This window comes from uncultured Adlercreutzia sp. (genome assembly GCA_910585575.1).
Lineage (GTDB): Bacteria > Actinomycetota > Coriobacteriia > Coriobacteriales > Eggerthellaceae > Adlercreutzia.
Genome location: CAJUFS010000036.1, coordinates 1 through 25,320, shown reverse-complemented (window position 1 = coordinate 25,320; position 25,320 = coordinate 1). Strand labels below are relative to the sequence as shown.

General features: G+C 61.9%; 23 protein-coding genes. 7 read left to right on the top strand and 16 right to left on the bottom strand.

All coding sequences use genetic code 11. The features are described 5' to 3' along the window. Positions 1-131: 131 nt before the first annotated feature. Both QZ307_RS06430 and QZ307_RS06425 read right to left on the bottom strand, forming a co-directional pair. Complete coding sequence (locus QZ307_RS06430) at positions 132-860, bottom strand: flavodoxin (protein WP_295997458.1); 729 nt, start codon at positions 858-860, stop codon at positions 132-134. Between the two features lie 214 nt (positions 861-1,074). Next, positions 1,075-2,490 carry a LuxR C-terminal-related transcriptional regulator gene (locus QZ307_RS06425; protein ID WP_295997456.1) on the bottom strand — a complete coding sequence of 472 codons (1,416 nt, stop codon included), beginning with the start codon at positions 2,488-2,490 and terminating at the stop codon, positions 1,075-1,077. A 206-nt stretch (positions 2,491-2,696) separates the two neighbouring features. Between QZ307_RS06425 and QZ307_RS06420 the strand changes: the two genes are divergently transcribed. The 4 genes from QZ307_RS06420 (at position 2,697) to QZ307_RS06405 (ending at position 6,881) form a co-directional block, all read left to right on the top strand. After that, entirely contained in the window at positions 2,697-3,320 is a 624-nt protein-coding gene (locus tag QZ307_RS06420) for a cytochrome c3 family protein (protein WP_295997453.1), read from the top strand. A 24-nt stretch (positions 3,321-3,344) separates the two neighbouring features. After that, positions 3,345-4,988, top strand: coding sequence for an FAD-dependent oxidoreductase (locus QZ307_RS06415; RefSeq protein WP_295997449.1), 1,644 nt, complete (start codon positions 3,345-3,347; stop codon positions 4,986-4,988). 244 nt (positions 4,989-5,232) lie between these two features. Then, positions 5,233-5,940 carry a dihydrofolate reductase family protein gene (locus QZ307_RS06410; protein ID WP_295997447.1) on the top strand — a complete coding sequence of 236 codons (708 nt, stop codon included), beginning with the start codon at positions 5,233-5,235 and terminating at the stop codon, positions 5,938-5,940. A gap of 137 nt (positions 5,941-6,077) precedes the next feature. Next, complete coding sequence (locus QZ307_RS06405; RefSeq protein WP_295997444.1) at positions 6,078-6,881, top strand: flavodoxin; 804 nt, start codon at positions 6,078-6,080, stop codon at positions 6,879-6,881. 119 nt (positions 6,882-7,000) lie between these two features. On the opposite strand, the gene QZ307_RS06400 is transcribed toward QZ307_RS06405, so the two are convergent. From QZ307_RS06400 to QZ307_RS06380, 5 genes are all read right to left on the bottom strand, one after another. Next, complete coding sequence (locus tag QZ307_RS06400) at positions 7,001-7,894, bottom strand: alpha/beta hydrolase-fold protein (protein ID WP_295997441.1); 894 nt, start codon at positions 7,892-7,894, stop codon at positions 7,001-7,003. Positions 7,895-8,139: 245 nt separating this feature from the next. Next, positions 8,140-9,285 (bottom strand): iron-containing alcohol dehydrogenase, encoded by a 1,146-nt coding sequence (locus QZ307_RS06395; RefSeq protein WP_295997438.1) that lies wholly within the window; start codon positions 9,283-9,285, stop codon positions 8,140-8,142. A gap of 92 nt (positions 9,286-9,377) precedes the next feature. Further along, positions 9,378-10,520 carry a hypothetical protein gene (locus tag QZ307_RS06390; RefSeq protein ID WP_295997434.1) on the bottom strand — a complete coding sequence of 381 codons (1,143 nt, stop codon included), beginning with the start codon at positions 10,518-10,520 and terminating at the stop codon, positions 9,378-9,380. Then, positions 10,521-11,528 (bottom strand): aldo/keto reductase, encoded by a 1,008-nt coding sequence (locus tag QZ307_RS06385; protein ID WP_295997429.1) that lies wholly within the window; start codon positions 11,526-11,528, stop codon positions 10,521-10,523. It lies immediately after the preceding gene. Positions 11,529-11,543: 15 nt separating this feature from the next. Continuing rightward, positions 11,544-12,395: an aldo/keto reductase gene (locus tag QZ307_RS06380; protein ID WP_275205613.1), complete on the bottom strand. Its 852-nt coding sequence runs from the start codon at positions 12,393-12,395 to the stop codon at positions 11,544-11,546. 290 nt (positions 12,396-12,685) lie between these two features. Here QZ307_RS06380 and QZ307_RS06375 point away from each other — a divergent pair, with 290 nt between their 5' ends. Continuing rightward, positions 12,686-13,582 carry a LysR family transcriptional regulator gene (locus QZ307_RS06375; protein WP_295997426.1) on the top strand — a complete coding sequence of 299 codons (897 nt, stop codon included), beginning with the start codon at positions 12,686-12,688 and terminating at the stop codon, positions 13,580-13,582. A gap of 52 nt (positions 13,583-13,634) precedes the next feature. Here the strand turns inward: QZ307_RS06375 and QZ307_RS06370 are convergent, their stop codons facing one another. Next, on the bottom strand, positions 13,635-13,916 hold the full coding sequence (locus tag QZ307_RS06370) for a molybdopterin-binding protein (RefSeq protein WP_275205615.1): 282 nt from the start codon (positions 13,914-13,916) through the stop codon (positions 13,635-13,637). Between the two features lie 357 nt (positions 13,917-14,273). Here QZ307_RS06370 and QZ307_RS06365 point away from each other — a divergent pair, with 357 nt between their 5' ends. Next, positions 14,274-15,182: a MerR family transcriptional regulator gene (locus tag QZ307_RS06365; protein WP_295997424.1), complete on the top strand. Its 909-nt coding sequence runs from the start codon at positions 14,274-14,276 to the stop codon at positions 15,180-15,182. A gap of 47 nt (positions 15,183-15,229) precedes the next feature. Here QZ307_RS06365 and ispF read toward each other — a convergent pair whose 3' ends face one another. The 8 genes from ispF to QZ307_RS06325 form a co-directional block, all read right to left on the bottom strand. Continuing rightward, positions 15,230-15,718 carry a 2-C-methyl-D-erythritol 2,4-cyclodiphosphate synthase gene (gene ispF / locus QZ307_RS06360; RefSeq protein ID WP_295997422.1) on the bottom strand — a complete coding sequence of 163 codons (489 nt, stop codon included), beginning with the start codon at positions 15,716-15,718 and terminating at the stop codon, positions 15,230-15,232. A gap of 23 nt (positions 15,719-15,741) precedes the next feature. Further along, positions 15,742-16,764, bottom strand: coding sequence for a tyrosine-protein phosphatase (locus QZ307_RS06355; RefSeq protein ID WP_295997419.1), 1,023 nt, complete (start codon positions 16,762-16,764; stop codon positions 15,742-15,744). A 6-nt stretch (positions 16,765-16,770) separates the two neighbouring features. After that, on the bottom strand, positions 16,771-17,613 hold the full coding sequence (ispD, locus tag QZ307_RS06350; protein ID WP_275205621.1) for a 2-C-methyl-D-erythritol 4-phosphate cytidylyltransferase: 843 nt from the start codon (positions 17,611-17,613) through the stop codon (positions 16,771-16,773). A gap of 165 nt (positions 17,614-17,778) precedes the next feature. Then, positions 17,779-18,594, bottom strand: a complete 816-nt coding sequence (locus QZ307_RS06345) for a molybdopterin-dependent oxidoreductase (RefSeq protein WP_295997416.1) — start codon at positions 18,592-18,594, stop codon at positions 17,779-17,781. A gap of 72 nt (positions 18,595-18,666) precedes the next feature. Further along, positions 18,667-20,244 carry a molybdopterin-dependent oxidoreductase gene (locus QZ307_RS06340; RefSeq protein ID WP_295997414.1) on the bottom strand — a complete coding sequence of 526 codons (1,578 nt, stop codon included), beginning with the start codon at positions 20,242-20,244 and terminating at the stop codon, positions 18,667-18,669. A gap of 342 nt (positions 20,245-20,586) precedes the next feature. Next, positions 20,587-21,387 (bottom strand): molybdopterin-dependent oxidoreductase, encoded by an 801-nt coding sequence (locus QZ307_RS06335; RefSeq protein WP_295997411.1) that lies wholly within the window; start codon positions 21,385-21,387, stop codon positions 20,587-20,589. Further along, positions 21,387-23,063, bottom strand: a complete 1,677-nt coding sequence (locus QZ307_RS06330; protein WP_295997408.1) for a molybdopterin-dependent oxidoreductase — start codon at positions 23,061-23,063, stop codon at positions 21,387-21,389. Before QZ307_RS06330 ends, QZ307_RS06335 begins: the two co-directional genes overlap by 1 nt. Before the next feature lie 208 nt (positions 23,064-23,271). Beyond that, entirely contained in the window at positions 23,272-24,198 is a 927-nt protein-coding gene (locus QZ307_RS06325) for a LysR family transcriptional regulator (RefSeq protein ID WP_295997406.1), read from the bottom strand. A gap of 265 nt (positions 24,199-24,463) precedes the next feature. Between QZ307_RS06325 and QZ307_RS06320 the strand changes: the two genes are divergently transcribed. Further along, a partial coding sequence (locus tag QZ307_RS06320) for an NAD(P)H-dependent oxidoreductase (RefSeq protein WP_295997404.1) occupies positions 24,464-25,320 on the top strand: 857 nt, incomplete at its 3' end.

Sequence of the window (25,320 nt, the reverse complement as noted above, 5' to 3'; positions counted from 1 at the left end):
AAGGGGATGAACTCGCGGGGTTGGAATGCTTCAGTCATGATGACTTCCTTTCTTTGGGACCAATAACCATGATGACCATCGGCCCCACCTCTCGGAAGTCTCAAGTTGTTCCCAGCTTTGAACCCTGGGGTTTACAGCGGCAGGCTTTCCAGCCACTGACGGATCTCCTCTTCCGAAGCGCCCGAGGAGAAGCGCATGCCGGGCAGCCAATCGCCGCCATCCGCCTCGGCGGCCATGGCCGTATCGCTTTCGCCCAGCGGCGAGGACGACGAAGTAAAGAAGGGGATGACCGTCTTGCCCTGGAAGCTGTTCTGCCGCACGAAATCGTTCATCACCCACGAGAAGCTCTGCCACCAGATGGGACATCCCACAAAGACCGTCTTGTAGCTGTCCCAATCAGGGGGCGTCACCGACACCAGCTCGACATCCACCTCGGAGCGACGCGGCATTTCCTGAGACACGCGACTGTTCTCGTCACGCCAGTTGACGTCTTCGGCGGTGTAGGGATCCACACATTCGATGAGGAAGGTGTCAGCTTGCATTTCCTGGGCGATGACCTCGGCCACACGGCCCGTGTTGCCCGTGTTGGTGTAGTAGGCCACCAGCACCGGGGCGGCCGCAGCAGCATCGGAGGCCGGCTCCGTCTCGTCGGCCTCGGGGGCAGCCGCGTCAACCGCGGACTCGTTCGCAGAAGCAATCGTCTCTTCCTGACTGGTCTGGGCAGACTGCTCCCCCCGATCTTCTGCCCCGTCGGCCACCGAGACCTCGCTCTCGCTGCAGGCGGCGAGAAGCGTGCCCGTGACCGCAGCGGCTCCCAATGTCACAGCGGTCTTGACAAACAAACGACGCGTAAGAGTCATAGAACGTCCTTTCCTTCGCTGGAGATCCCCGTTGCTCTGCAGCCCCACTAAAGACAGGAACAGCAACGATACCTTCATGATGCCCTCCTGCGCCGGCGAGGAGAAGTCTCGTTTTGTTACGTCAGCTCAACCTTGTCGTTATAAGCTGACGACGCTCGACGTCGGAGAACCCCGCGAAGGAGGCGCGCGCCGGCCCACGGCCCCGTTCTTGCACTCACACTCGATAGCGCTCGAGAACATCCAGCATCTCCTCGCGCGAGTGCACGTCGAGCTTGCTGTAAATTCGCTTCATGTGCCCCCGCACTGTGTTAATTGAAATACCCAGCTCATCAGCGGTGAACTGCATGGTTCGTCCCTGCGACACCGATCGGATGATCTCCTGCTCGCGCGCAGTGAATCCCAGCTGCTGAGCTGCTCGCTTAATGCTCGCGTCGATCACGTCGTCAGCCATGATCACCTCGCGATCAGAGAAGCCCACCACAACGGAAGGCTCCCGCTCGGCGCTTCTGCCGTAATCGCGCGAGTAGAAGAAAGCCACCACCGAAAACATTACTCCGACAATGGCACAGAAGAGCCCGGCGAACAAGCCACCCGTCAGCCACCAGAGCAGCTGGCCCACTGCGCAACCAGCGCCCAGCGCCACAAGCATTGCCCCGAAGAGAAGGAAAAACGGGAGCAGCGGCGATACCTCCATGCGCTTGCAGTAGGTAACCGCCTTCATCCACACCTGAAAGGGGTACAGAGCAAGGGTGATGCACAGGAGCCCGCCCACAAACGTCATAACGAAATCGGATCGCGTGATAAGAAGCAAGCAGCAGACAACCGTCGCTATCTCGACGCCATGCCACACAAACATAAGGCGAACGGTGCGGTTGAACGCAAACGCGTAGAAGGCAATGAACACCAAAAGCGCTGCGGCAACCAGGCTGCCCCACGCCATCTGAGTATAGACAGAGGAAACTGCCGATAAGGCGGCGAAGGCTATCCCGCTCGACACGGCATAGATGACAATGGACACAGTGCTGTAGCCGTCTTGTCGGGTGAACGAGGGGTTTGTGGGCATTTCCATGGGCCGCGATCCGCTGCATTTCGATCCGTAAAACGGGAGGCGGCGGTTGCGCCGCAGCAGAGAGGTGATCGCCCAAATAGTAACAAGCATAAACCAAGGGCAAAGCATAGGAGGAAGGCAGAGATACAAGGCCAGCATGCCCATTGCCAGTGCCCACGAGACGCAAACGAGCAGCATGACATCGACCATGGCCAGGCGGGCATAGCGCGACCCATAGAGCGCGGAGAGAACAGCCCCGACCATCACACAAGCTACTCCTGCGACAGCGGAAGCGCCTCCCAGCCACAGCGGCGAAAAGGCCCATAAGAGGCAGAATGCCGTACAGAGAAGAGGCGCCCAGCGCACCGCGCGATCGCAGACCGCAAGGCAGCGCTCCTCACTTCTTCTCAGGAAGACCGCCATGCCCAGAAGCATCGCCCCCGACGAAAGCAGCGAAGGGCCGATAATCGCCCCTCCGAAAACCGATGTTATCTCCGCCATCCAGCAGAGCACCCATCCCGCTGCGACTCCGGCACCGAGCAGCGAGCCGTTTCTAAATAAGGTGATCAGCGCGTCCCTCACCACTCCTCCTCCCCAAAAAATGCGATAAGACCTTTATGGCGGCACCGTCCTTTTGACGCAATAGACATGTTTCATGTGTCCCCTATTCAGCCATTACGCGCAAAAGATGTCTCTATTCAAAGCCTCTTTCCCCTCGCTAAATTCTACCCGTCGGCTCCCCAAGGTCGACTAGGAGGGTCATTGGAGGAAAGGGAAAGGAGGAAACAATGAAGGACACCATGCAGGAAAAGGAAGTCGAAGCACCCACGGCGAAACGGAAAGGAAAACGCGCGGGCATCATCGTCGGCGTCGTCGCGGCCGTCATCGTCGCTGCCGGAGCTGGTTTCTGGATCTGGCACGAGCAGCCCTCGTTCTGCGCGACTATGTGCCACGACACCATGGGCAGCTACCTTGAGAGCTACGAAGAGGGCGACATGCTAGCCCACGCCCATTCGACGGCCGGCGTCGTCTGCCTCGACTGCCACGAACCGGTTCTCGAGGATCAGCTGGCAGAGCTGCAGGTCCAAATAAGCGGAGACTACCGACTGCCGCTTGCCAAGATGGACACTGACGACGAGTTCTGCCTGAGGGACGGCTGCCACACGCGCGAAGAGATTGTTCAGGCGCTCGACGGCTACACCTTCCCCGACGGGACGCCGGTCAATCCGCACGAGATTACGTTCTCGTCCGATTACAGCAGCACCGAGAGCCCGCACTCAGTCGGGGGCGACACCATCCCTTGCTCGACCTGCCACACCATGCATCGTGACTCCAACGGCATAGAGTACTGCTACACCTGCCATCACACCGAAACAGCCAAGCCGTGCTACGACTGCCACGACCATCGCTAATGAACTAGGAAAGAAGGAATCGCTATGACCAAGAATCTTACTCGCCGCAGCTTCCTCGCCGGAGGGGCTGCCGCAGCCGCCGCTGGCGCGCTGGGCATGGCCGGATGCTCAAGCGAGAGCCTGGCCAGCACCGGAAACGGCGGCAACGACGTTGCCTCGATCGAGTGGGAAGACGAGGCCGACGTTATCGTAATCGGCTACGGCGGAGCCGGCGCCTCGGCCGCCATCGGCGCTGCTGACGAAGGCGCAAGCGTCATCATCCTGGAGAAGGCTCCCGAGGAGCTTGCCGGCGGCAACACCTCGGTGTGCGGCGGCGGCATCCTGTTCTCGGATCCCGACAAGCAAGACGAGGCCTACGAGTTCATCAAGTACCAGGTGCCCGACTACACCGTCGACGACGAGGAAATCCGCGCCTTCTGCATGGAGTGCGCCACCTTGGCCGATTGGCTCGAAGATCACGGTGCCACCATTCAGTGGGACGAGCATCCGCGCAACCTGTATCAGAAGCTTCCCTCTGCCGTGGGCTTCCCCCGCTCGGGCACCATCGGAGGCACCGGCGCCGGCATCTTCAAATTCTGGAACGAGGTCATGGACGGCCTTGGCGGCATTAAGATCATGTACGAAATGGGCGGCCACAAGCTCGTCTTCGATCCCACGACCAAGGAGGTCTTCGGCGTCATCGCCCTCGATGCCGAAGGCAACCAGCACTACTTCAAAGCGAAGCGCGGCGTGTGCCTCTGCTGCGGCGGCTTCGAGGCCAACCCGGAGATGCTGTCCAGCTACTACCCGCCCCGCATCTCCATCTTCCCCGGCGGCACCCCCTACAACACCGGAGACGGCATCACCATGGCCGCCGAGCTGGGTGCTAAGATGCGCCACTTCTCCTCGGTCGAGTGGTCGGGCCAGTGCTGCCTGAAGGGCTCGCAGGAAATCGGCGTCTCTCTGGGCAACCACTGGGGCGATCTGAACGCCAACAGCAACGCCATCGTCGTCAACGATCGCGGCCTGCGCTTCATGGACGAAGCCGCTTCGATTTCTCCCGAGTTCAACTGCCTGCATCCCAGCCACGAGAAGAACGCCATGCCCGAGCTCGAGTTCTCCAACATCGACTTCCGCTATGTGAACCTGCCGTTCTTCCTCATTTGCGACAGCACCAAGGCAGACGCCGGCCCCATCTTCAACGCCTGCGGCAAGGACGCCGGCAACCACTTCGCCAACGTCAAGGGCCTCTACAGCTGGAGCGACGACAACCAGGCCGAAGTTGAGAAGGGCTGGGTCGAGAAGGCCGACACCCTCGAAGAGCTCGCCGAGAAGCTCGGCATCGACCCTCAGGGGCTGGTAGACCAGGTTGCCCGATACAACGAGTTCGTCGCCAACGGCGAAGACTTGGAGTTCGGCCGCAATCCGGAGCGCCTCACCCCCGTCGACAACCCGCCCTATTACGGCACCGAGCTTGCTTTTGCCCTCTACAACACCCAGGGTGGCCCGGCGCGCGACGGCGAGCATCACGTTATCACCTACGATAACGAGATCATCCCGCGCCTGTACTCCGCTGGCGAGCTGGGCAGCCTTTACGGCTGGCTCTACCAGGGCTGCGGCAATGTGCCGGAGGCTCTCGCAGGTCGCGTTGCCGGCGCCAACGCCGCTCACGAGGAGCCGTGGGACTAGAGCCTTAATCATCTCATCAATCCTTCCATTTTAGGGAGGCGCCCTTCCTCCTTCCCCCTCCCGTTGGGGCGCCTCCCCTCCTCTCGCCCGTCTGAACCTTTTCGTTCAGACGGGCGCACTTATTGGCAGCACCGATGACGCCCATCCGTGCAACGCTGAGGACAAAATGCCTCATTATGAGATCAGAAGAAATCCAGCAGAAAGGCGTCCCGACTTGCCTTTCGCGTTCGCACCAGGAGGTTCCATGACTCGGCCCTATACCATCTGCCACCTGTTCTGCTCCCTCGACGGGAAGATTTCCGGCCCCTTCATGAGCAGCCCCGCCTCGGCTACGGGACTGGCCGCCTACGGGCAGCTGGCTAGCGATTTCCATTGCCAGGCAACAGTCTACGGCACCACCACCATGCTCGACTTCTGCCCGGGGCTCTACAAAGGGCCCGCCGCCGGGTCGAGCGACATCGACCCGAATGTTGCCGAGGACTTTGTGGCCGACGCCACCGCAGAAAGCTACATCGTCTCCCTTGACCGACACGGGCGTCTGGAATATCCCGGCCCCACTATGACGCGCCGCGGCAAGACCTCGCATCTTATCGCCGTGCTCACCCGTCGCGTCAGCGCCGACTATCTCGCCTATCTGCGCCGCACGGGCGTTTCCTACGTGTTCGCCGGCGAAAGCGACATCGACTGCGCCGTGCTCCTCGACAAGCTCTCGCGCCTTTTCGGTATCGAGCGCGCGCTGGTAGCCGGCGGTGGCCGCATCGACTGGAGCTTCCTGGAGGCTGGCTGTCTTGACGAGGTGAGCCTGGTGGTGGCGCCGGTGGTCGACGGCACACCGGATGCCGCCACTGTTTTTGAGCGCATGAATGCGTCCGTAGGCGCTGCCGTGCCGCTCAAGCTCGCGTCGACCGAGGATCTTGGAGAGGGAACGCTCTGGCTGCGCTATCACGCTTAGCCGGGACGATTGCGCTCAAACCCAGACGTTCAAACTGGTGAACGAGGCGGAACTTCTTTATTGACGGGTCGTTCACTAGGATGGAAGAGCCAGGTTATTGGCGTTTCGCAAGCAAACTACTCTCGAGGAGCTGCCTTATGAGCAAAAAGACTTTCCTGAGCCGCCGTCGCTTTGTGAAAACGGCCGGCGTGTTCTGCGCGAGCCTGGCCGGCGCTGGAGCCCTTAGCGCCTGCGCCTCGGAAGCCGCCGTCGAACCCGCGCCAGAGCCCGAGACCCAGGTGGATCCTGAGCCGGCATCGTCGCCCGAGACCGAGCCCGAGCCCGAAGCCACACCGGAACCCGAAGCCGCGCCGGAGACCGACTCCGAACCGACGACCGCAGGCGAAAGCGTTCTGGTGGCCTACTTCTCCTACCCCGAAACCACCGCTTCGTCCGATCCGAACAACCTCACCGAGGAAGAGGAGAACAGCGCCGTCGTGGTCGATGGCCAGATCAAAGGCAACAACGAGTTTATGGCCGACATCATTGCCCGCGAAACGGGCGCCGACACCTTCCGTATCCTCACCACTCGCTCCTACCCCACCGACCATGAAGGCCTTATCGCCCAGGCTCAAGATGAGATCAACGCCGGCGACCGCCCCGATCTGGCCGAGCCCATTCCCGATCTGTCGCAGTACGACACCGTGTTCATCGGCTATCCCATCTGGTGGGCCGAGCTGCCGCCCATCATGCACAGCTTCCTGGAGCAGGCCGATCTGGCGGGCAAGCAAATCTACCTGTTCAACAGCCACGGCGGCAGCGGCAACGCTGGCACTAAAGAGGAGATCCAGGGCATCCTTTCGGACGCCACCGTTTCTGACGACAACTTCGTGGTGTCGCGCGACAGCGTCGCCAACTGCGAGCAAGACCTCGTCGACTGGGTGCACGGCCTAGGATTCTAGACGCCTGCCCGCATCTGCCGCACTTCGCAACAAAGCCCTCCGCATCCTGTCCGCGGAGGGCTTTGTTAGTTTGCAGCACAGGGAAGAGGAAGCAAGCAGCCGCCTACACCCCACGCCTTCTAATGCCAAAGGAACGCAAGGGCGTTGTAGATGTAGCGGTTGGCGGCGTAGCCGTCGTGGCGCTCACCTTCGCCAACGCGAAAGATGAGGTTGGTACCCGGCTCGCCGTCACCGGCCTGGAACATCGGATTGGCAGCCATGTCGCTCATCAGTGCGCTGAAAGCGCCGCCGTTGAAGTCCTCGGTGCCCGTAGCGCCAATGATGAGGAAATCCTCGGCACCGAAGCCCTGGCGCTCAACCGCGCTCGCCCAATAGGCACCCGACCCGGCATTGCCGCTCGAGGGGGCAAAATAGCGGAAGTAGGCCAGGCAGTTCTCGAAGATGTGCCAAGTGGTGACCGATCCCATCGAGAAGCCCATGAAGGCTCGGTGATCGCGGGAGGCGGCTAATCCCTCGGGCGTTACGGCATCAGCGTACGTTGAGTAGGCCGTCTCCACCGCCGGCATCAAATCGTTCACTAGTTCGTTGGGATAGCGCGCCGTCAGCTCGAGGGCCAGCGCATAATCGCCGGAGTCCTCGTCGCTGGTGTTGTTGTAGGTGGGACACACAATGAGGCACGGCTCGACGTCCCCCTCGGCCATGGCGTGGTCAAGCTGGTTTTTGAATTGGCTCGGCGCCTCGGGCGTGCCCAGATAGGTGGTCTGATCGGACCAACCGCCGTGCATGAGGTACACAATGTTGTAGCGCTTGGACGCATCGTAGCCATAGGGCACGTACACCATGGCGTTTTTCGTCAAAGGCTGCGTCTGATCCCCATAGGAAAAGGCCTCGAAGGTATCGTACTCGAAGCGCTCCACATGGCCCGCTTGGTCGCAGGGCTCGCTATAGGATGCGGGAATGGTCATGAGCTCGGCGGGGAATAGCAGCTCGGACGCTTCGCCTTGTTCGTTCACCGGCGCCTCCTGACGCTCCTCTTGTTCGACCCCTGAAGAGGGGGCCGCACTTTCCGCTCCGCTGTCTTCCGCGCTGCGGGAGGACGCAGCAGGGACGGGGTTCTCCGTCGCCGCGTCCCCTGCCCCTGTGCCCTGTCGGACTCCGCCGCGCAGCCCAATGAGGCTACGGCCAGCGTAGCCACAACCATCAAAGCGGCCACGTCAAGCGCAAGCGCTATCCACCTTCCCGCTTTCAAAGCCGCCCCCTACTCAAGGCCCGGATAGGCCTCGCTCCCGCAGGCCTGCACCATGGCGTAGTACTCTTGCACGGTAAACTCCTTGCTGCTCACACGATGGGTGGCAGCTTCGACTTCGTCGAAGGAGGGCATGGGGCCATAAGCGTCGAGCGTTGTGGGCAAGCCGCCGGCGCGCACAATGTCCATGAGCCGCTCGTAGGCGAACCGCACGGTGGCGTCCGCGTCGTCGGTCACTGGCGCTCCCAGCACCTCCTCGGCGAAACGGCATATCGCCTCGGGATGGTGGCGCGCGGCAAACACCAGCCACCGTGGCAGGATCATGGCCAGGTTCTCGCGATACACGGTACCCAGCGTGAAACGCAGCAGGCCTGCCGCCGAGAAAATGCTGTAGGTCCAGCGCTCCTCCAGGGAAAGCCCCAGCATGCCGCTCGTCTCCACGAAGCTGGCCCACAGCATGGTGGCGCGGGCATCGTAATCCTCGGGATCGTCGCGCAGCACGTCGAAGGCCCCCAGCACCGCCCTCAGGGAGGCCACGGTGAATCCGCGCGAGATGGGGTTCGTGTCGGTGAAGCAGCGATAGCCCGTCTGGGCAAGCATCACCATCATGGAAAACGCCGTGTTACGAGCATCCAGCGAATAGGTGAACGGAGGGTACAGCAGCGCATAGTCAGCGAAAACACCGTGAATGCCGCCGGCATAGCCCATGATATCGCTCGTGCCATTGGCCTCCGATCCCGTCGACGGATAGGTAGGAACAAGCACCAGCGGCAGCTTCTCATCATTGCGCTGGGGCTTCTCGCCCTTAAGATAGGCGTCATAGTCCTCGTGCACCGCACAGAAGGCAACGGCCTTGGCGGTGTCCATGGCTGATGCGCCGCCCAAGCCCACCACCAGGGTGGCCTCGCTCTGGTGCGCGCGCTCCACGCCTTCGGCGATGGCCTCGTAGGTGCACTGGGTCACCCCCTCGTACAGCGCCACCGAGCCGCCAGCCTCGCGCATCCGAACACCCACACGCTCAAGCGAGCCATTGCCTCGCGCTGAGGCGCCTCCGCACACCAGCAGCACCCTCTGGCCAGCTACCACTTCGGACAATTTCTCCAAGGCGCTCTCGCCCATGATAGCCGTCACCGGGTTCTGAAAACTGAAGTCGTTCACCAGCGTCCTTTCCTCAGCAGCTCGTCAGCACGTGCCTTCTCCTGTCCGGTGTTTTCTTACTTACCCGAGCATTTACTTGCTTACCCGAGCATTTATTTGCCCGAGCGATGCTCGAGCCAAAAATCGAGGGCGCCGCGCATCCAGCCCTCCGCGGCCGTGCCTTCCCCGGTGCCAAACCCGTGGGAGAGGCCGGAGTACACAACGATATCGGCTGCCACGCCAGCCTGCTGCAGCCCACGGATGCGGCGCTCCATAACGCTTGCGTTGGCGATGCCGTCGCGGTCGCCCACCACGGCGTAGGTGGCTGGATCGCTGGGGGTATACTCGCTTTGGCCGGTGTAGGCCATGATGACCGCAGCGGGGCGCGGAAGCTCGGCCCCGCCAAAGGCCGCCGGCCCATAGGACCCGATGGCGGCCGCCATGCGGGCACCGGCGGAAGACCCCCAGAGCGAGTAGCCCTGGGTGCTGACCTCAAGCTCGTCGGCATGGCGGAAAATAAAGGTAATAGCCTGCGCCAAGTCTTCCACAGCCATCTGGCCCGACCCCTCGCGATAGGAGAGCGAGAACGCGTTGATGCCCTGCTCGCTAAGCCACTGAGCATGGGGAATGCTCTCGTGAAGCGAGCCGACATAGCTAAAGCCGCCCCCGGGGTTCACTATGGCGAAAGGGGCACCAGGCTTACCGCGGAAGAAGTACAGCACCGCATCGGCCTTGTCGGGGTCGGCGGCCATGGCGGCATCGCTGTACACCGGAAAAGCCACCGTGCGCCCCTCGGAGGCATCGGCGATAAGCCGGTTGAGCGCCGCCTCGGCCTGCTGAGGCCGGACATCGGAGTGGTAAGGCAGAAGTGCGCTCTCGTTGCGCAAATCGTAGCCTTCCTCGCGAGCCCCATGCCAGGGCAAGAGCCCGTAGCCATAGCCATCGAAGGCGGGGTTCATCGCAATGTCCGTCAACAGCGTATCTTGCGTTACGACCATAGGGGTCTCATCTTCTTTCTTGCGGGGCGCGGCAGGTACGGAGGCATCCGAAGCGCCCTCTTCTGCATCATCGGCTGCGCGCGAGCCCCCATCGGGGGCCGTCGAGTCAGCGTTTTCCGCCTCCTCAAGCTGTGTCACCGATTCCGACAGAGACAAAGTGCCGTCCCCTTCCGGAGACGACGGGGCACACCCGAAAAGACCCACGGCAAGCACCACCGCAACGGCCCCCGCGAGCCCTGTCATCTTCACGCGCGCCATCTACGAGGCCTTTTTCACCGTGGAGCCGCCAAAGACCGACGACATGGTCATGCCGTTCAGCGCCTCATCGATGGCGGCTACTTCGGCAGCCGTCAGCTCGATAGATGCCGCTCCTAAGTTCTCACGCAAACGAGCCACCTTGCGAGTTCCGGGGATAGGCACGATCCAGGGCTTCTTGCAGATCATCCAAGCAAGGGATATCTGCGACGGCGTGGCGTCGTGGGCAGCGGCCACTTCCTCCACCAAAGCAAGCAGCGCCTCGTTCTGAGCCAACGCCTCAGGGGCAAACTGCGGCATCACGGTGCGGTAATCGCTGCCATCTTGGGAGAACGAGGAGGTGTCGCGATAGGCGCCCGAAAGCAGGCCATTCGCCAAGGGACTAAAGGCCACCAGGCCAATACCCAGCTCCTCCAGCGTGGGGAAAAGGCTCTCGTACCAGCGGGCCATCATGGAGTACCGGTTCTGCACCGCCGCCACAGGGCAGACGGCATGGGCGCGACGGACGACGTCCTCCCCTACCTCCGACAAGCCCCAGGCACGAATCTTCCCCTCGCGGATCAGGTCGGCCATCACCTCGGCCACTATCTCCACGGGAACCCGGGGGTCCTGGCGGTGCTGGTAGTAGATATCGATGTAATCTGTGCCGAGACGCTGCAGCGAGCCATCCACTGAACGACGAATGGTTTCGGGGCGCGCGTCGGGCACCAGGTCGTGGTTTACCTTGCCGTCCTCCAAATCGAAAGACAAGCCAAACTTGGTGCCAATAACCACCTGGTCACGATAAGGCGCCAGGGCCTTTCCCACCAGCACTTCATTCTCATGAGGCGTCTCGGAGGTTCCGTAGCACTCCGCCGTGTCGAAAAAGGTGCAGCCCAGCTCCACCGCCTTGCGAATAAGCGCCACGCCTTCCGCTTCGGCCACGGGCTGGCCGTAGGCATGGGAGAGCCCCATGCAGCCAAGCCCCACGGCCGACACCGACAAGCCCTGACCTAATTCCTGCTGCTTCATAGTTGCGCCCACAGCCTAAACGTTGCGTACCAGGTTGACCAGGCGCTCAACAGCCGCCGGATCGCGATGGTCGAAGAAGCTGCTCTGATTTTCGTCGAGCGCGCGAATAGCAGCCATGTCGTCGGCAGACAGCTCGAAATCGAACACATCGAAGTTCTGGGCCATGCGTTCCTTCGACACGGACTTCGGAATGCACACGATACCGCGCTGCAAAAGCCAGCGCAGCACTACCTGGGCCACCGATTTACCGTACTTCTGGCCAATAGCGGCCAGCACGGGGTTGTGGAACAAGTCGTTGTGGCCTTCGGCGAAGGGCGCCCAGCCCTCCATCTGCACACCCTTGGACTCCATGAACTGCTGCGCCTCCCACTGCTGGAAGAACACGTTAGCCTCTACCTGATTCACTGCGGGTGTGACCTCGTTAAAAGCGATGAGGTCCGCCAGGCGATCGGGATAGAAGTTCGCCACGCCAATGGCGCGCACCACGCCTTCCTGGTAGAGCTCCTCCATGGCCCGCCAGGCGCCATAGACATCGCCCAGGGGCTGGTGGATAAGATACAGATCGATGTAGTCGAGGCCCAGGCGCTCGAGCGACTTCGCGAACCCGCGCTTAGCGCCCTCGTAGCTGGCATCGGTAATCCACAGCTTCGTAGTGACGAACAGTTCGTCGCGCGGCACACCGCAGCTGGCAAGCGCTCGACCGACAGCCTCCTCGTTGCCGTAGGAAGCGGCCGTATCGAAGGAACGGTAGCCTACCTCAACCGCGTCACGCACCGCCTGCTCGCACTCCGCCGGGTCGGTGATCTGGAACACGCCGAAGCCCAGCTGGGGCATCGTCACGCCATTGTTCAAAGTTACAAAGTCCATCGGGATTCCTTTCCGCACATATCCACTGAGCGCCCCGTCTTCTTAATGAGTGGGGGGTGGGGCGCCTCCCGGCGGGTTCGGGCGGCCGGGAGGCGCACACTGCGTCCAGGGGAGGGACGCAGCTCCCACTGACCATAATGGCTTCGCCACCCCTCGCAAGGAAGTCTCGATTCGTTACCGAGTTTGAACCTTGAGGTTATAGAAAACCCGTATACAATAAGAGAAACCCCTGGCAGGGGGCTTGGCGCTCGAAATGTTCGATGTTTCATTCGCGAAGCGAAAGGGCACCCATGTACAACCATCAGCTTGACACGTTTCTCAAAGTGGCCGACATGGGCAGCTTCTCGAAAGCTGCCACTGATCTGTACATCTCCCCTACCGCCGTCATCAAGCAAATGAACCTGCTGGAAGCCAATCTGGGCGTCACGCTGTTCAACCGAACGCACCGCGGCCTGTCCCTTACCGCAGCGGGTCAGTCGCTCTACGACGACGCGCGCCACATCATCCAGTTTTGCGGTGAAGCGGCCGAGCGAGCCCGTCAAGCCGATGCCGCCACGCGCCACGTCATCCGCGTCGGATCTTCGCCCATGACACCGAGCACGTTTCTGACAGCCCTCTGGCCCCGCGTGCTCAAAAAGTGCCCGGGCGCCACCATCAAGCTCGTCACCTTCGAGAACACCCCGGAAAACGCCCGGCGCATTCTGGCAAACTTAGGCGAGGACATCGACATCGTCGCCGGCGCCTACGACGAAGCGTTCCTCCAAAGTCGAGGCTGCGCCGCCCTGGAGCTTTCCCGAGAGCCGCTACGAGCCATTATGTCCGCCGCGCATCCCTTGGCTGCCAAAGAGTCGCTGACCCTCGACGATCTGAAAGGGCAGAAGCTCCTGGTCATCCAGCGCGGCTGGAACCGTGAGACAGACCAACTCATCGATGAAGTGCGAGCGAGCGATCAGGCCATAGAGATAGAGGAATTTCCCTTCATCAACCTGGACATTCTAAATCGCTGCGAGGAGAGCAGCGAGATTCTTGTGGGCATTGACCCGTGGCAAGATGCGCATCCGCTTATGGTGTCCAAGCCCGTGGCCTGGGACTACGCCCTTCCCTTCGGCATCCTGCATGCCCCGCAGCCCTCGGCCCACGTGCAAGAGCTGCTCCAGGCCGTGGAGCAGGTGACGACGGCCTCCTAGGCATCCAGCGGTCACCGAGGGCCTCACGGAGGCCACTCAGGCCCTGCTGCCCCTAGGGCTCGACGTGCAGTTCCGCAAAGGCCGACTCAGGGCTTACGTCGCCCCTATCGTTAACCGAGCGAATACGCAGCACGTAATTGCCAGGCTGCTCGGGCGTGTAGTCGAAGGTCCAGGTAAGATTCTGATAATCGTTGGTACCCGGCGTCTCATAGGTTGTCCAGTGCTCACCGTCATCCAAGGAAAACTGAATAGCGGTAATGGCATGGCCGAAGTCGTAAGCCGTGCCCTTAAAGCGGACCGGTACACCCACGTGGCCCTCAGTGCGGGGGATCATCGGCATGCTCCTTTCGTAAAAAGACCCGCGCCCCATCATAGCAGGAGCACGGGCCGTTCGTGTTACCTCGCGTCAAAAGGCGCCCGCCCGGAAGCAGCGGAGGGAGGGAGGCAGCTCCGAAACGGACGCCCTGTTCCCTTGGCGACGTTGTCGCCGAAGAACACACCAGCGCAGGTAAAGTGCCCTTCCCAAACCTGGCGAGCGCTGATACTGCGTATGCTAGCTGCTGCCCTAAGGGAAGGGGCAACCCAAAACTCGTGCTTTTTTTCCTGATCAAGCGGTACAATAAGTTCAGCGAATGCAGAGGGGACCCGTCTGACGGTGCTGTATTCCTGCCGGTCATTGAGGAGGGATACTATGTCGAGAACCGCCAGTCAGCGGCATTACCTGACGTGCGGCCAAATGGCCGCCGCCAACAGCATCACCGAGAAGGCCTTGCGTTTTTATCAGAAGAAAGGACTCCTCGAGCCCGAGTTCGTCGATGAGGAAACGGGGTTTCGTTACTACAGCATTCTCCAGTCGACCACCCTGGATCTCATAACCCAGCTGCGCACCATCGGCCTGTCGCTTGATGAAATCAAAGAGATCGAGGAGGCCGGCAGCATCGGAAGGCTGCACGAGGCGCTTTTGCAGCAGCAACAACGCCTTGCCGAGCAACGCCAAGCCCTCGACTTGTCCGAGCGCTTGGTGAACGACCTGCTTTCAGACTGCGACGCGTACTTCGACACCCCGCTGTACGACCAGATTATCGTGGAGCGCCGCGGACCCCGCTACCGGCTGGAGTTCCCTCTTCCCCCTCTCGAGGAAATGGCCTGGCACCAGGAGGAGCTTTCAGGCAGCGACCTGTGGGAATGGGTGGTGCGTCACGTCAAGCAGACCATCATCGAGCGCGGTTGGCCCCTCTCGCTTTTCCATGACGTCGGCTACATTGCCCCGCGTAGCGCCTTAGACGAAGAGGACCTGTGGGCCCGCTGCGCCTTTGTCGAGGTGGACGAAAGCTACGGAGACTGCTTCGATGAGGCCGTACCGTTCCCCGAGGGGCTTCATTTGGTCATGTACGTCAATCATGGGTTCGGCACGGCCGGCGAAACCCTGGATCAGGACCGTTTCCAACGCCTGCGCGACTACGCAGCGGCCAAAAACCTCGAGCTTTCCGCTGACCCCTATTGCGAAAGTCTCTGTCGCTTCGGACGCTTGTTCAACCAGACCAGCGAGACCATCAGCGCCTACTGCCTTCCCGTACGCAAAAAGGTGCCCTTAGAGTAGGACGACCGACAACAACGCTGCGTGCGAGCGCAGGGCCCATGAGAGCCCTAGCGCTTCGCCACCAGACACGTGGCATAGGCGGTAATGCCCTCTTCACGACCTTCAAAGCCAAGCCACTCGGTGGTGGTGGCCTTCACGCCCACGTTTTCCACCGGCAGGCCCATGGCGACAGCCAGGTTCTGGCGCATGGCCTCGCGATGGGGCGACAGCTTGGGCGCCTGAGCAGCCACCACACTGTCCACGTCGATGATCTCGAACCCCTGGGCGCGCACATAATTGGCCACTTCCGCCAGCAGCTTCAGCGAGTCGGCGTCCTTGTAGACCGGATCAGTGTCGGGGAAAAGCTTCCCGATGTCTCCCCCGCGCACCGCACCCAGCAGCGCATCGGAAATGGCATGGGCCAGCACATCGGCATCCGAATGACCGAGCAGACCCTGGGTGTGCGGAATATCCACGCCGCCCAAAATAAGCTTGCGACCTTCAGCGAAGGCATGCACGTCCATGCCAAGGCCGGTACGGAGGTTGCGAATATCCATGGGAGAGATCCTTTCCGTGAAATTTAGCGCACCAGCAAAGCAAGACGTTCTACCGCCTCGCCCGTCAAGTGCAGTCCTTCGGTCGTGTAGCGTTCGAACGACCCATACCGCGCATCGATCTCGTCGAAGTAAGCGCGCAAGTACGCTGGTCGCGCCTCAATGAAGCTCATGAGGCAGGCGTGCTCCTGGGCGGTCATGCCCGCGCCCAGGCGTTGCGCCTCTTCGGCGATAAGATCGCGGTGGTCCTCGTTGACGCGCAGATAGTCGGCCATGATGGCATCCTCGTCGGCCCCGGCCACCCGCAGCAGCGTGGCGCACAAAACTCCCGTGCGATCCTTCCCGTTCACGCAGTGGATCAGCGCGGGACGGCCCTCGGCGGCCAATGATCGGAGGGCCTTACCCAGCAGCGGCTGCTCGTCGACGTAACGGCGGTAATTGCGCAGCATGCGCTCCTCGGGGGCGCCGTACTTGCCGATAACGCCGGCCACTAGGCGCTTGTCGGCATCTTTGCGGCGATGCTCGGTAGCGGGTTCCAAGGCCACGGTCTTCATACCCACAATGTAGGGCTCGGGATGAGCTGCCACTTCCGCCTGCGTGCGCAGGTCGTAAATGGTGCCGATACCCAGGGCCTGGGAAAGAAAGGAGGCCTCTTCACCCGTAAGGCCCGTCAGCTCGCGGGAGCGGAAAATACGCGCCTCGGGAAACGAGCCGCCCACCGGTCGGATGCGGGCAGCGCCAAACGCTCGGTCAAGGGGCAGCACCTCGAAGGCAAACCCCGCCACCAAGTTGGACGGCTCACCGTCTTCCGTCACGGGCCGCACTTTCAGCAGATAACGCCCCGGCTGCTCGGGCGTATAGACAAACTGCCAGTTCACACCGCGCGATTTATCGACGGCCGCCGTGGGGTAGGCCGTCCAGGACGCACCGTCGTCCAGGGAGAACTCCATGGCGCAGATGGCGCGGTCGAAATCGTCCACATAGCCGGAAAACTCGATGGGACGCCCTGCGTAATAGGGCGGTTTCGTGCGCGGAGCGACGGCAGCCACGGCGTCCTACCGGTGCTCAGAGTTCAGTAGCATGGTGCGCACGGCGCTGGCCAGCAGCACATAGTCTTCCGGCACCGTGAGCTTGATGTTGTCGCGCTTGCCCTCCACAATGAGCACCTTGCCGCCCAGCCGCTCGATGAGCGACGAGTCGTCGGTGCCCACGAAGCCATCGGACAGGGCCGAGGCATGGGCGCGGCGGTAAATGCCCGCGCGGAACACCTGGGGAGTCTGGGCATTCCAGAACACGCTGCGATCGGGGGTGCCCACAATGACGCCGTCCTCCACCACCTTGAGGGTGTCCACCGCCGGATGGGCCACCACGGCGCCGTCGGCGTCGAAGTTGCCCTTCACGGTATTGATGGTGTGGGCAATGAGGTCGGGCGACACCAGCGGACGGGCGCCGTCGTGCAGCACCACGTACTCGTACTCGTCCCCCACCATTTCCAGGCCCGAGAACGCCGACTCCTGGCGAATGGAGCCCGAAGGGGCCAGCACCACCGGCGTGACGAAGGGGAACGGGTCGATGGCGCGCGACAGGTACTCGGTCATGCGCTCCTCGGGACACACGATGACGATGAGCCCCACATCGCCCACGGCGTCGAAGGCCTCGGCCGACCAGGTGAGGATGGGCTTGCCGGCAATTTCCACCAGCTGCTTGCCGCCCTCCTTGCCAAAGCGCTCCCCGGTGCCGCCCGCCAGAATAATGGCCGCGGTCTGCGGGTTCTTGTCCACCTTGCCCTGCAGTTGCAGCAGCGGCGAGTCGAGCACGCTGAAGTCGAGGTCGTCCATGACGAAGGACGGCTCGCGCAGCACCGAAGGCTCGAAAACAGGATCGATGATCTGGGGCATAGGGTCTCCCTGGGTAATGCGAAATAGAAACTGCCCCTAGTATAATGCACCGCTCCCCCGCACGGGCGCATAGGCAGGCAGCAAGTCCGAAAGAAACAGCCCTCCGCCGGGGAAAGCGGAGGGCCGAGGAGGGGGTGTCGACTGCTTTTCGTCACTCGGTTTTGCTTAGGCTACTTCCCCACCAAGCAAAACGCCGACATTCGGGAGATTCTGGTAGGCCTCGCGCGCCTCGTCGCTTGACGGAGCCGGCGGGGGCGTCTGGCGCTCCTCCAGCGTGATGCTCACGACGTCGCGGGCAAAATAGTTCGCCGAGGTGGCACCGAGCCACAACTGGTTCGCTCCCCCGATAACTTCCGAGATGGGAGCGCCGTTGATGTCGAACACCAGGGGGCAGTAGCGTTCGGTTACGTACCAGAGCGGCAAGGCAACCTGATAGCCATCGGCCGAGGTGAACACGATGGTGTTTGCCTCGGGGGCCACCTGGGCCTCTTCCAAAATGACCGCCATGGGCAAGCCCGTGACCTCCGCATTGCCGGCGTCACGACCATCGGCCGGATTCCCCATGCAGGAGCAGGCCATGGTCATCTTCTTGACCGCATCCGACGAAGCCATATCCTCAAACGTCATCACCTGAGGATTCTCGACCTTGCCGGTAATGGCAATCTCCCAGTCGCCCGCAAGAGCGGAATCGTCCTCGGCAACTTTGGCATGGCTGCCGCAAAGGAACTGGGCGGCCTTCGCCATGTTGGCAAAGGTGTCGTTGGGCGAAAGCTCGTTCTGCACGAAGGAAAAAGCACCGGGAACGGTTTCAAGGGTGACAATATCGGTCTTGTAATACGTCGCATCATGGGCTTCAGCCACAGTGGGCGCCGCCGCGCCATCGTCGCCGGGCATAGCAGCCACGGCAATGCCACTTGCCATACCGCTCAAGGCCAGCGCCGAGGTGGTGCCCAGAAGAATCGTCTTCTTAAGTGTGCTCATATTTGCACCTCTCTTTCTGAGAGCGGCCGGCGCCATGGCTGCGCCGGCCGCGGCACAAGGGACGGGTCGACGCTATTTGGCGACAACCATAACTTGATCAGGGGTAAAGGACTTGCCGCCTGCAGCGGTCTCACCGCGCACCTGCAGCACATAGGCACCCGGCTCTTCGGGGGTGAAGACGAAGTTCCACCACACCCAGCAACGGGCATTCGTGTCCGGGGTCTCGCAGCGCGTCCACGTCTCGCCGCCATCGGCAGAGAACTCCAGGGCGCTCACGTTGTAGTTCAGACCTTCCGCAAAGCCTTCGAACGTAAACGGCTCGCCGGCTTTGATGACCTGACCCTCGTGGATATTGCAGAACGCAACGTTGGGCTTCAGGCGACCGACGGGATCGGCCTCGTTGGCCCAGCGGGACGGCACAGCAGCCTCTTCCTCGGGCAGCGTCTCGAAGACGATGTCGGAAATGGAACGGCGGGACAGCGATGCCTTATGGTCTGGCATCCAGATACGGATCGGATAACCGTCGATGCGGGTGAGGGGCTTTCCGTTTACCTGGTAGACCAGCCACGTCTGATCGATGACTTCGTCGTTGTAGGGCTGCGGGTCGGAACCGTCGGAGGAAGCCGGCGTAAAGGCATTGACGCCCTCATGGACACCAGCGCGGTCGATGATCCAGCGCAGCGGAACACCGGTAACCTCTACCTGAGCCAGCAGCTCGCCAGAGGGAATGTTCTCGAAGCACTGCATGGCGCTCACGAAGGTCTCCGAGGGGCCCTCGTCGATGATCTCCTGCACCGAAATGCTGAAGGGATTGTCCACATCGCCGGAAACATTGATCATCCACTCACTGTAGTCCTGGTCAGTGAAGACCTTCTCGGGACCAACCGTGTAGTCGTCGGGACCGCCGCCCCAGGGATAGGTGAAGCCCACGCTATCGCCCTGGACGTGGTCCTGGTTGAAGCTGAAATCACCCTGGACGTTCTCAACCTTGTTGATGCCCGTCAAGATGTTGTACTTCTCCACATCCCATACCTTAAGCTGGCCATCGGCACCGGACGTATGACAGCTCATGCAGTCGCCCTCGAAGTTCACGCGGTTGTGAATGCCATGGACCATCTGACCGAAGGCGCCGTCGTAGGCGTTCTGACCGCCCGCATCGGGATTGTCGTGGCACGCGATGCAGTCCTTCACATCAACCACGGTGCCCAAGCCGTTGTTGAGCTTCCAGTGCGGGTAGGACATGTGATTATCCACAACGTCGGCCAAGCCGTTCTCGTGGCACGACTCGCATCCGCGGTTATCGGCATCGAGATACAGGGTGTTGTAGGCCGACTTCGCGCCCCAATAGTAGACATCGTCGGCCGAATCCGGCGTACGCTGAATCTGCGTGCCGTCCTCAAGGGTGCGCACCTCGGGCGCCCAATCTTCCGCCTGAGCCGCCAGCTCGTCGTACATCGTCGGAATATTCTCATTGGTCACCGACAGGATGTTGTACGGTTTGGTCTGCAGATCAACCTGCGCGGCGGTATCAGTCGACGACCCCTCGTTATCGCCCGAGGCGGCGGGAGGCGCCGCTTGGGGCGCACAGGCCGCCAGCGTCAGCACCAAGGCGCCGCAGGCAACGGTTACCCCGAGCATCTGCTTTCTCATAAGCCCTCTCCTCTCCTTTCTTCGATCACTCCTCGTGATCCTTACTCACGCCTGCTTGCCAATCAGGCCTTTATAGGCACTTTATGCGGTGCCCCAAGGAGAGGAGCAAGTTACAGATCCAACGGAGTTTTTCCCTTATTGACATGGGGTTACACCGTTTTTTCCGATCCGCACTCAACGGCGTTTAAAAGTCAAGCGATCTGCTATGCAAAGGACGTTGGCAACAACGTTTTTCGAGCTGCCCTTAGGACAGCAAAAGCCCCTCCGCAAGAAACGGAGGGGCTTCGGAAGGGACCCATGCCCCGGGTATTCGCGAGACGATCCTCGCGATGGCGCGAAGCCCTAGGCGATCTCACCGCCGAAATCAACGCCCACGTTGGGCAGATTGGCGTAGGTGTCGCCCGATTCGGGAGAGCCCGGATCGGCCGGAGCCTGGTCGCGACTCTCCACGGTGATGGAGGCCACATTGCGCACGAAGTACTTGGCCGACGTGGAGCCGAGCCACAACTGGTTCGTGCCGCCCGCGGCATCGGCAATGGGGCTGCCGTTCACGTCGAACACGATAGGGCAGTAGCGCTGCGTCAGATAGCGCAGGGGCAGGGCCACCTCGTAGCCGTCTGCCGAGGTGAACACCACGGTGTTCGCCCCCTCGGCCACGCCGGCGCGGTCGAGCATGAGCTTGACGGAAACACCCGTCACCTGGGCGGCCACCGAAGCATCGCCATCTGCGGGGTTGCCGGCACAAGAGCAGCCCAGCAGCACCTTCTGCACCGCAGGATCGGCCTGAATGTCGGCCACGGTCGTCACATAGGGGTGCTCCACCGCACCGCCCACGGCAATCTTCCAATCGGCGGCATCGACATCGGTCAACTCGGCACCGGCGCCACCGCACAGATAGCTGGACGCGCGCATCATGCGGGCCACCTGATCGATGGAGCTCACCGCGTTCTGGGTAAAGGCAAAGGTCCCGGCCACTACCGGCGAGGTCACCGTCGCCGCACCCGTACCTTCAACAGCCTCGGCGCCCGTCGTCGGTGCCTCGGGGGCCTCCTCGGCGAAGGCGGTCACCGCGCCCATGCCCATTGAGGACAGGAGCACCAGCGAGCCCGTAGCGCCCGCAATCTTCTTAGTGATCTCGTTCATTAGTTCTGCACCTCGCTTCCGTTGGTCGGCTGGGGCATCTCGGACTTGGCCACGACCATCTTCTCGACGTACTCCTCGGTCACACGGCCCGACTCGCTGATGCCGCGCAGGGCAATGCAGTAGGCGCCGTCAGCCTCGGGGGTGAAGTCGTAGTACCAAGTGATCATCTGGTTCGGGTCGGCATCCTTGATGTCGAAGCGGTGCCAGGTCTTGCCGCGGTCCATGGAGATCTCCATAGCTACCACGGGCTCGTTGTAAGCGTCGACATAGCCGGAGAACTGATGGGTCTCGCCGGTCTTGATGATCTGACCCTCGTGCAGGTTGTAGATGCCGATGGAGGGCGTAGCGTACTCGATGCCGAAGCGGAAGTCGGAACCGTAGCCAGAACCGGCGCCCGTGGACACCGCCAGCTCGCTCACGTTCTTCACGTCCGTGAAGGCAGCCACCGCGCCGCGCACGTACATAACCGGATAGCCGTTGGCCCAGGTAAGACGCTCGCCACCCATCTCGTACACCAGGTGCGAGATGTTGTTCTCGTTCATGATGGCCGGTACGGCGTCGGAGCCATAGGGGCCGTCGGGAGTGCAGAAGCTTACCGTAGCGGCCTTCGGATCGAGGCCGGCCTGCTCAAGCAGCCAGCGTACCGGAATGCCCTTGCACTGAACCTGGCCGATGTAGGGGCCGTTGGTGGGGTTCACGGTGCAGTTCAGCTTGGCCACGAATTCCTCGCTGGGGGCCTGCTCGATAAGCTCGGGCAGCGTCCAGGTCATCTCCTGGCCCACGTCGCCGGAAACGGTGATGGTCCAGGTGTTGAACATCTCCTCGTCCAGCGGCACGCCGTCGCGCTGGCGCTGCAGGCGGTCGTAGTCGGCCTGGAAGGTCTCCCACGGCACGTTGAACAGCTCGGCGGGGTTCGTCAGCTGGTCGGTATCCCAGCTAAAGCCCGTGCCCATGTAGGCCTGGTCGATGTCGGTGATGCCGCGCAGCTTGTTGTGCTTCACCAGGTCCCACAGCACCATCTGGTTCGACTCGGTGGCCTCGCCCTGCTCGTCGCCCGAGATGGAGCCGGAGTAGTCGAACTCGCCCTGACCGCCCGAAGCGGTGCCGTTGTTAGAGGCATCATGGCAGTTCCAGCAATTGGCCTTATCCATATGCAGCGCATGGATCATGGTGCCGAACTCGCCGGGCACCGTCTGCACGGTGGAGCCGCCGATGCGGTGGCACTGCAGGCACTGCTGCACGCTGGCCTCAAGCCCCAGAGGGTTGGACAGCGGATGATGGCCATAGGGCATGTTGTCGATCGTGGCCGCCAAGTCCTCGTGGCAGGCATTGCAGCCTCGGGCGTCGGCCTTGGTGAAATAGGTGTTGGAAGGCACATTCTCGGTGGGATGGTGCAGCACGGCCGTGGCATCCAGCGAGGCGCTGATGTTCTCGTCGGGCGTGCGCTGAATGAGCGTGCCGTCGGACAGCTGCTTGACAACGGGCGCCAGCGGATCCCACTCGGGCGTGAGCACCGCGCTCACGTCCTCCATGACTTTTTCGGCATTCGAGCCGGTAGCATCAGCGGGATCCGTCGCAGGCGCCGCCTGCGGAGCACAGCCCGCTACCATCGCAAGCGTCATAGCCGCCGCGATGCAGCCACCCAAGACAAGTTTGGTCTTCGGCAACTTCTTCATGCCCCTCTCCTTTCTTTTTCTCCTCCCGCACCCCTCCCCCCTCGGGAGAGGCACGTACTACTTCGCCCCTGAAGAGAGCGAGGGGCGTCCTCACCCCTAGGCTAATAGCTGCCCCAAGGGGAAACGCAAGGGATAATTTCTAAGTTTTTTACTTCGGATTACCGCTAAGGCCTCGCTCGCCCAACCCCCTGAACGGCGCTCTCTCCGCTCATGCCCCCGTCGCGTCGGAGCGGGCGTGCAAGGCAAGGTACTGGGCAATTTCCGCAGCAAGATCGCTGGTGTGCACGCACCACAGCTGAAGCTGGGAACCCGCGCCGCGCACCGGCACCGCGCGCTCCCCGGGAAGAAGATTGTCGAAGGACATGGTCATATTGCTCATGAAGCGGGGCAGCTCCGAGCTGCGGGCCAGGCCCAAGAGCGTCGCCCTGTCTTCTTGGACGAGCAAGCGAAGGTTCGGCGCTTCCCGACGCACTATATCGAGCCAGTCCCCCACATGATCCTGGATCAGGAAGCTTTGGCTCCCCAATTCCTCAAGCGTCACCTCATCGGCATCGTGCAAAGGATGGGAGGCAGGAAAGACCGCGAACAGCTGCTCCACCACCCATTTGTAGCACGTGAGATGCTCCCCCTGCAGGGGCTCCGCCATAAAGGCCACCTGCAAGTCCCCCGCTTCGATGCCTTTCTTGAGAAGCGTCGTGGGCACGATGGTCGACGAGAAGATGATCTCGGGAAACTCGTTGGCAAGCACCGGCAGCATGCCCCACAGCGCTGGCGGCGTGCAGGCGCCCACGGTGGTGACGGCATGGGTTGCACCTTCGGCGCGCAAGCGGTTTTCCATGTCAGCTGTGCGCTTGAGAATATCGCGCGCCATGTCCGCAGCACGCCACCCTGTCTCCGTAAGATGAAAATCGTTCTTGCGCGAACGGTCGAACAGCTGCACGCCCAAATCATCTTCCATGCGCTTGAGCGCTCGGCTCAAGGCCGGCTGCGTCAGGTAAAGCCGTTCGGCGGCCTCGGTTATGGTGCCGCATTCGGCAACGGCCACAAGCCGCTGCATCTGAGACGTCTCCAGCATAAGAATCCCCTCCCATGAGATGCCGCGCTGAATAATGCCCTGATCGGACCATGTCACCATAGGCTCTCCCCTTACGGCAACTTCAAGCTACAAATTCGATCCGTCTCGCCTTGAGCGCGGTTTTCCGCCTGACCGCATCGAGGGGGAGTCGGTGGCGCAAAGCCGCTGACGGCGCACTATGCAGCGCAGTCATAACGCAATGATTTCTCGGCATTGTACAGGGGTCTTTCCAGCGCTTTACCATGAGCCGCATCGAGTCAGGAGGGCTCGAATCGGCGGGCGCAGGGGAATGCGCCACACCGAAACTTTCAGGAAGGAGACCTTCATGGAAATCGAAAACGAGATTAGTCGTCGCGACATGCTGAAGGGCGCCGCCATGACGGCCGCGGCCCTCGGCGTTGCCAGCCTGGCCGCCGGTTGCGCTCCGCAGCCCGCCGCCGAAAGCTCCGGCAAGGCCGCCAGCTCGGGCGCTGCGGCTGCCTCGACGAGCATGGCCTCGACCCAGGGCACTTCGACCCAGGCAGAATCTACCGGCGGCCACGGCTTCACCCGCAACGACGGCGAGGGCTTCAACGCCAAGTGGGGCGACACCACCATCGAGGACTACAGCGGCCAGAACTTCGAGGACGTGCTGGACGGCTGGTTCAACTACGATTGGAACTACACCCGCGATTTCGCTGAGCCCCTTGAGCGCCATCACGTCACCGTGCTGGTGTCTTCGGCCACGGTTGGCGGCAACGGCGACACTCTGGCCCAGACCGTCGTCGACGAAATCGGCGACCAGGCCGACGTCGAGGTGGTGTACCTGCGCAACCTGCTGATCAACCCCGTTATGCAGATCGGCAGCGAGCCGCCCGTCAGCTCCACCACCACCCCCATCGACGGCATGGACGTGGTGATCCAGGCCCTGCATCGCGCCGACACCGTCATCGCCATCGCCCCGACCTACTTCAACAACGTGCATGGCCGCCTCATGGACACCATCACCCGTACGTGGATGCCCTGCTGGCGCAACGACAGCTACGAGTACGGTCCGGTCAAGCGCACGGGCGTCATGCTCACCTGCACCGGCTGCCCGGCCGACTACCTGAAGACGGTGACCCGCGCCTTCTTTACCATGGCCGACCTGTCCATCATCTCGCCGGAGTATCGCACCGAGGTCTTCAACGGCTGCGGCACCCC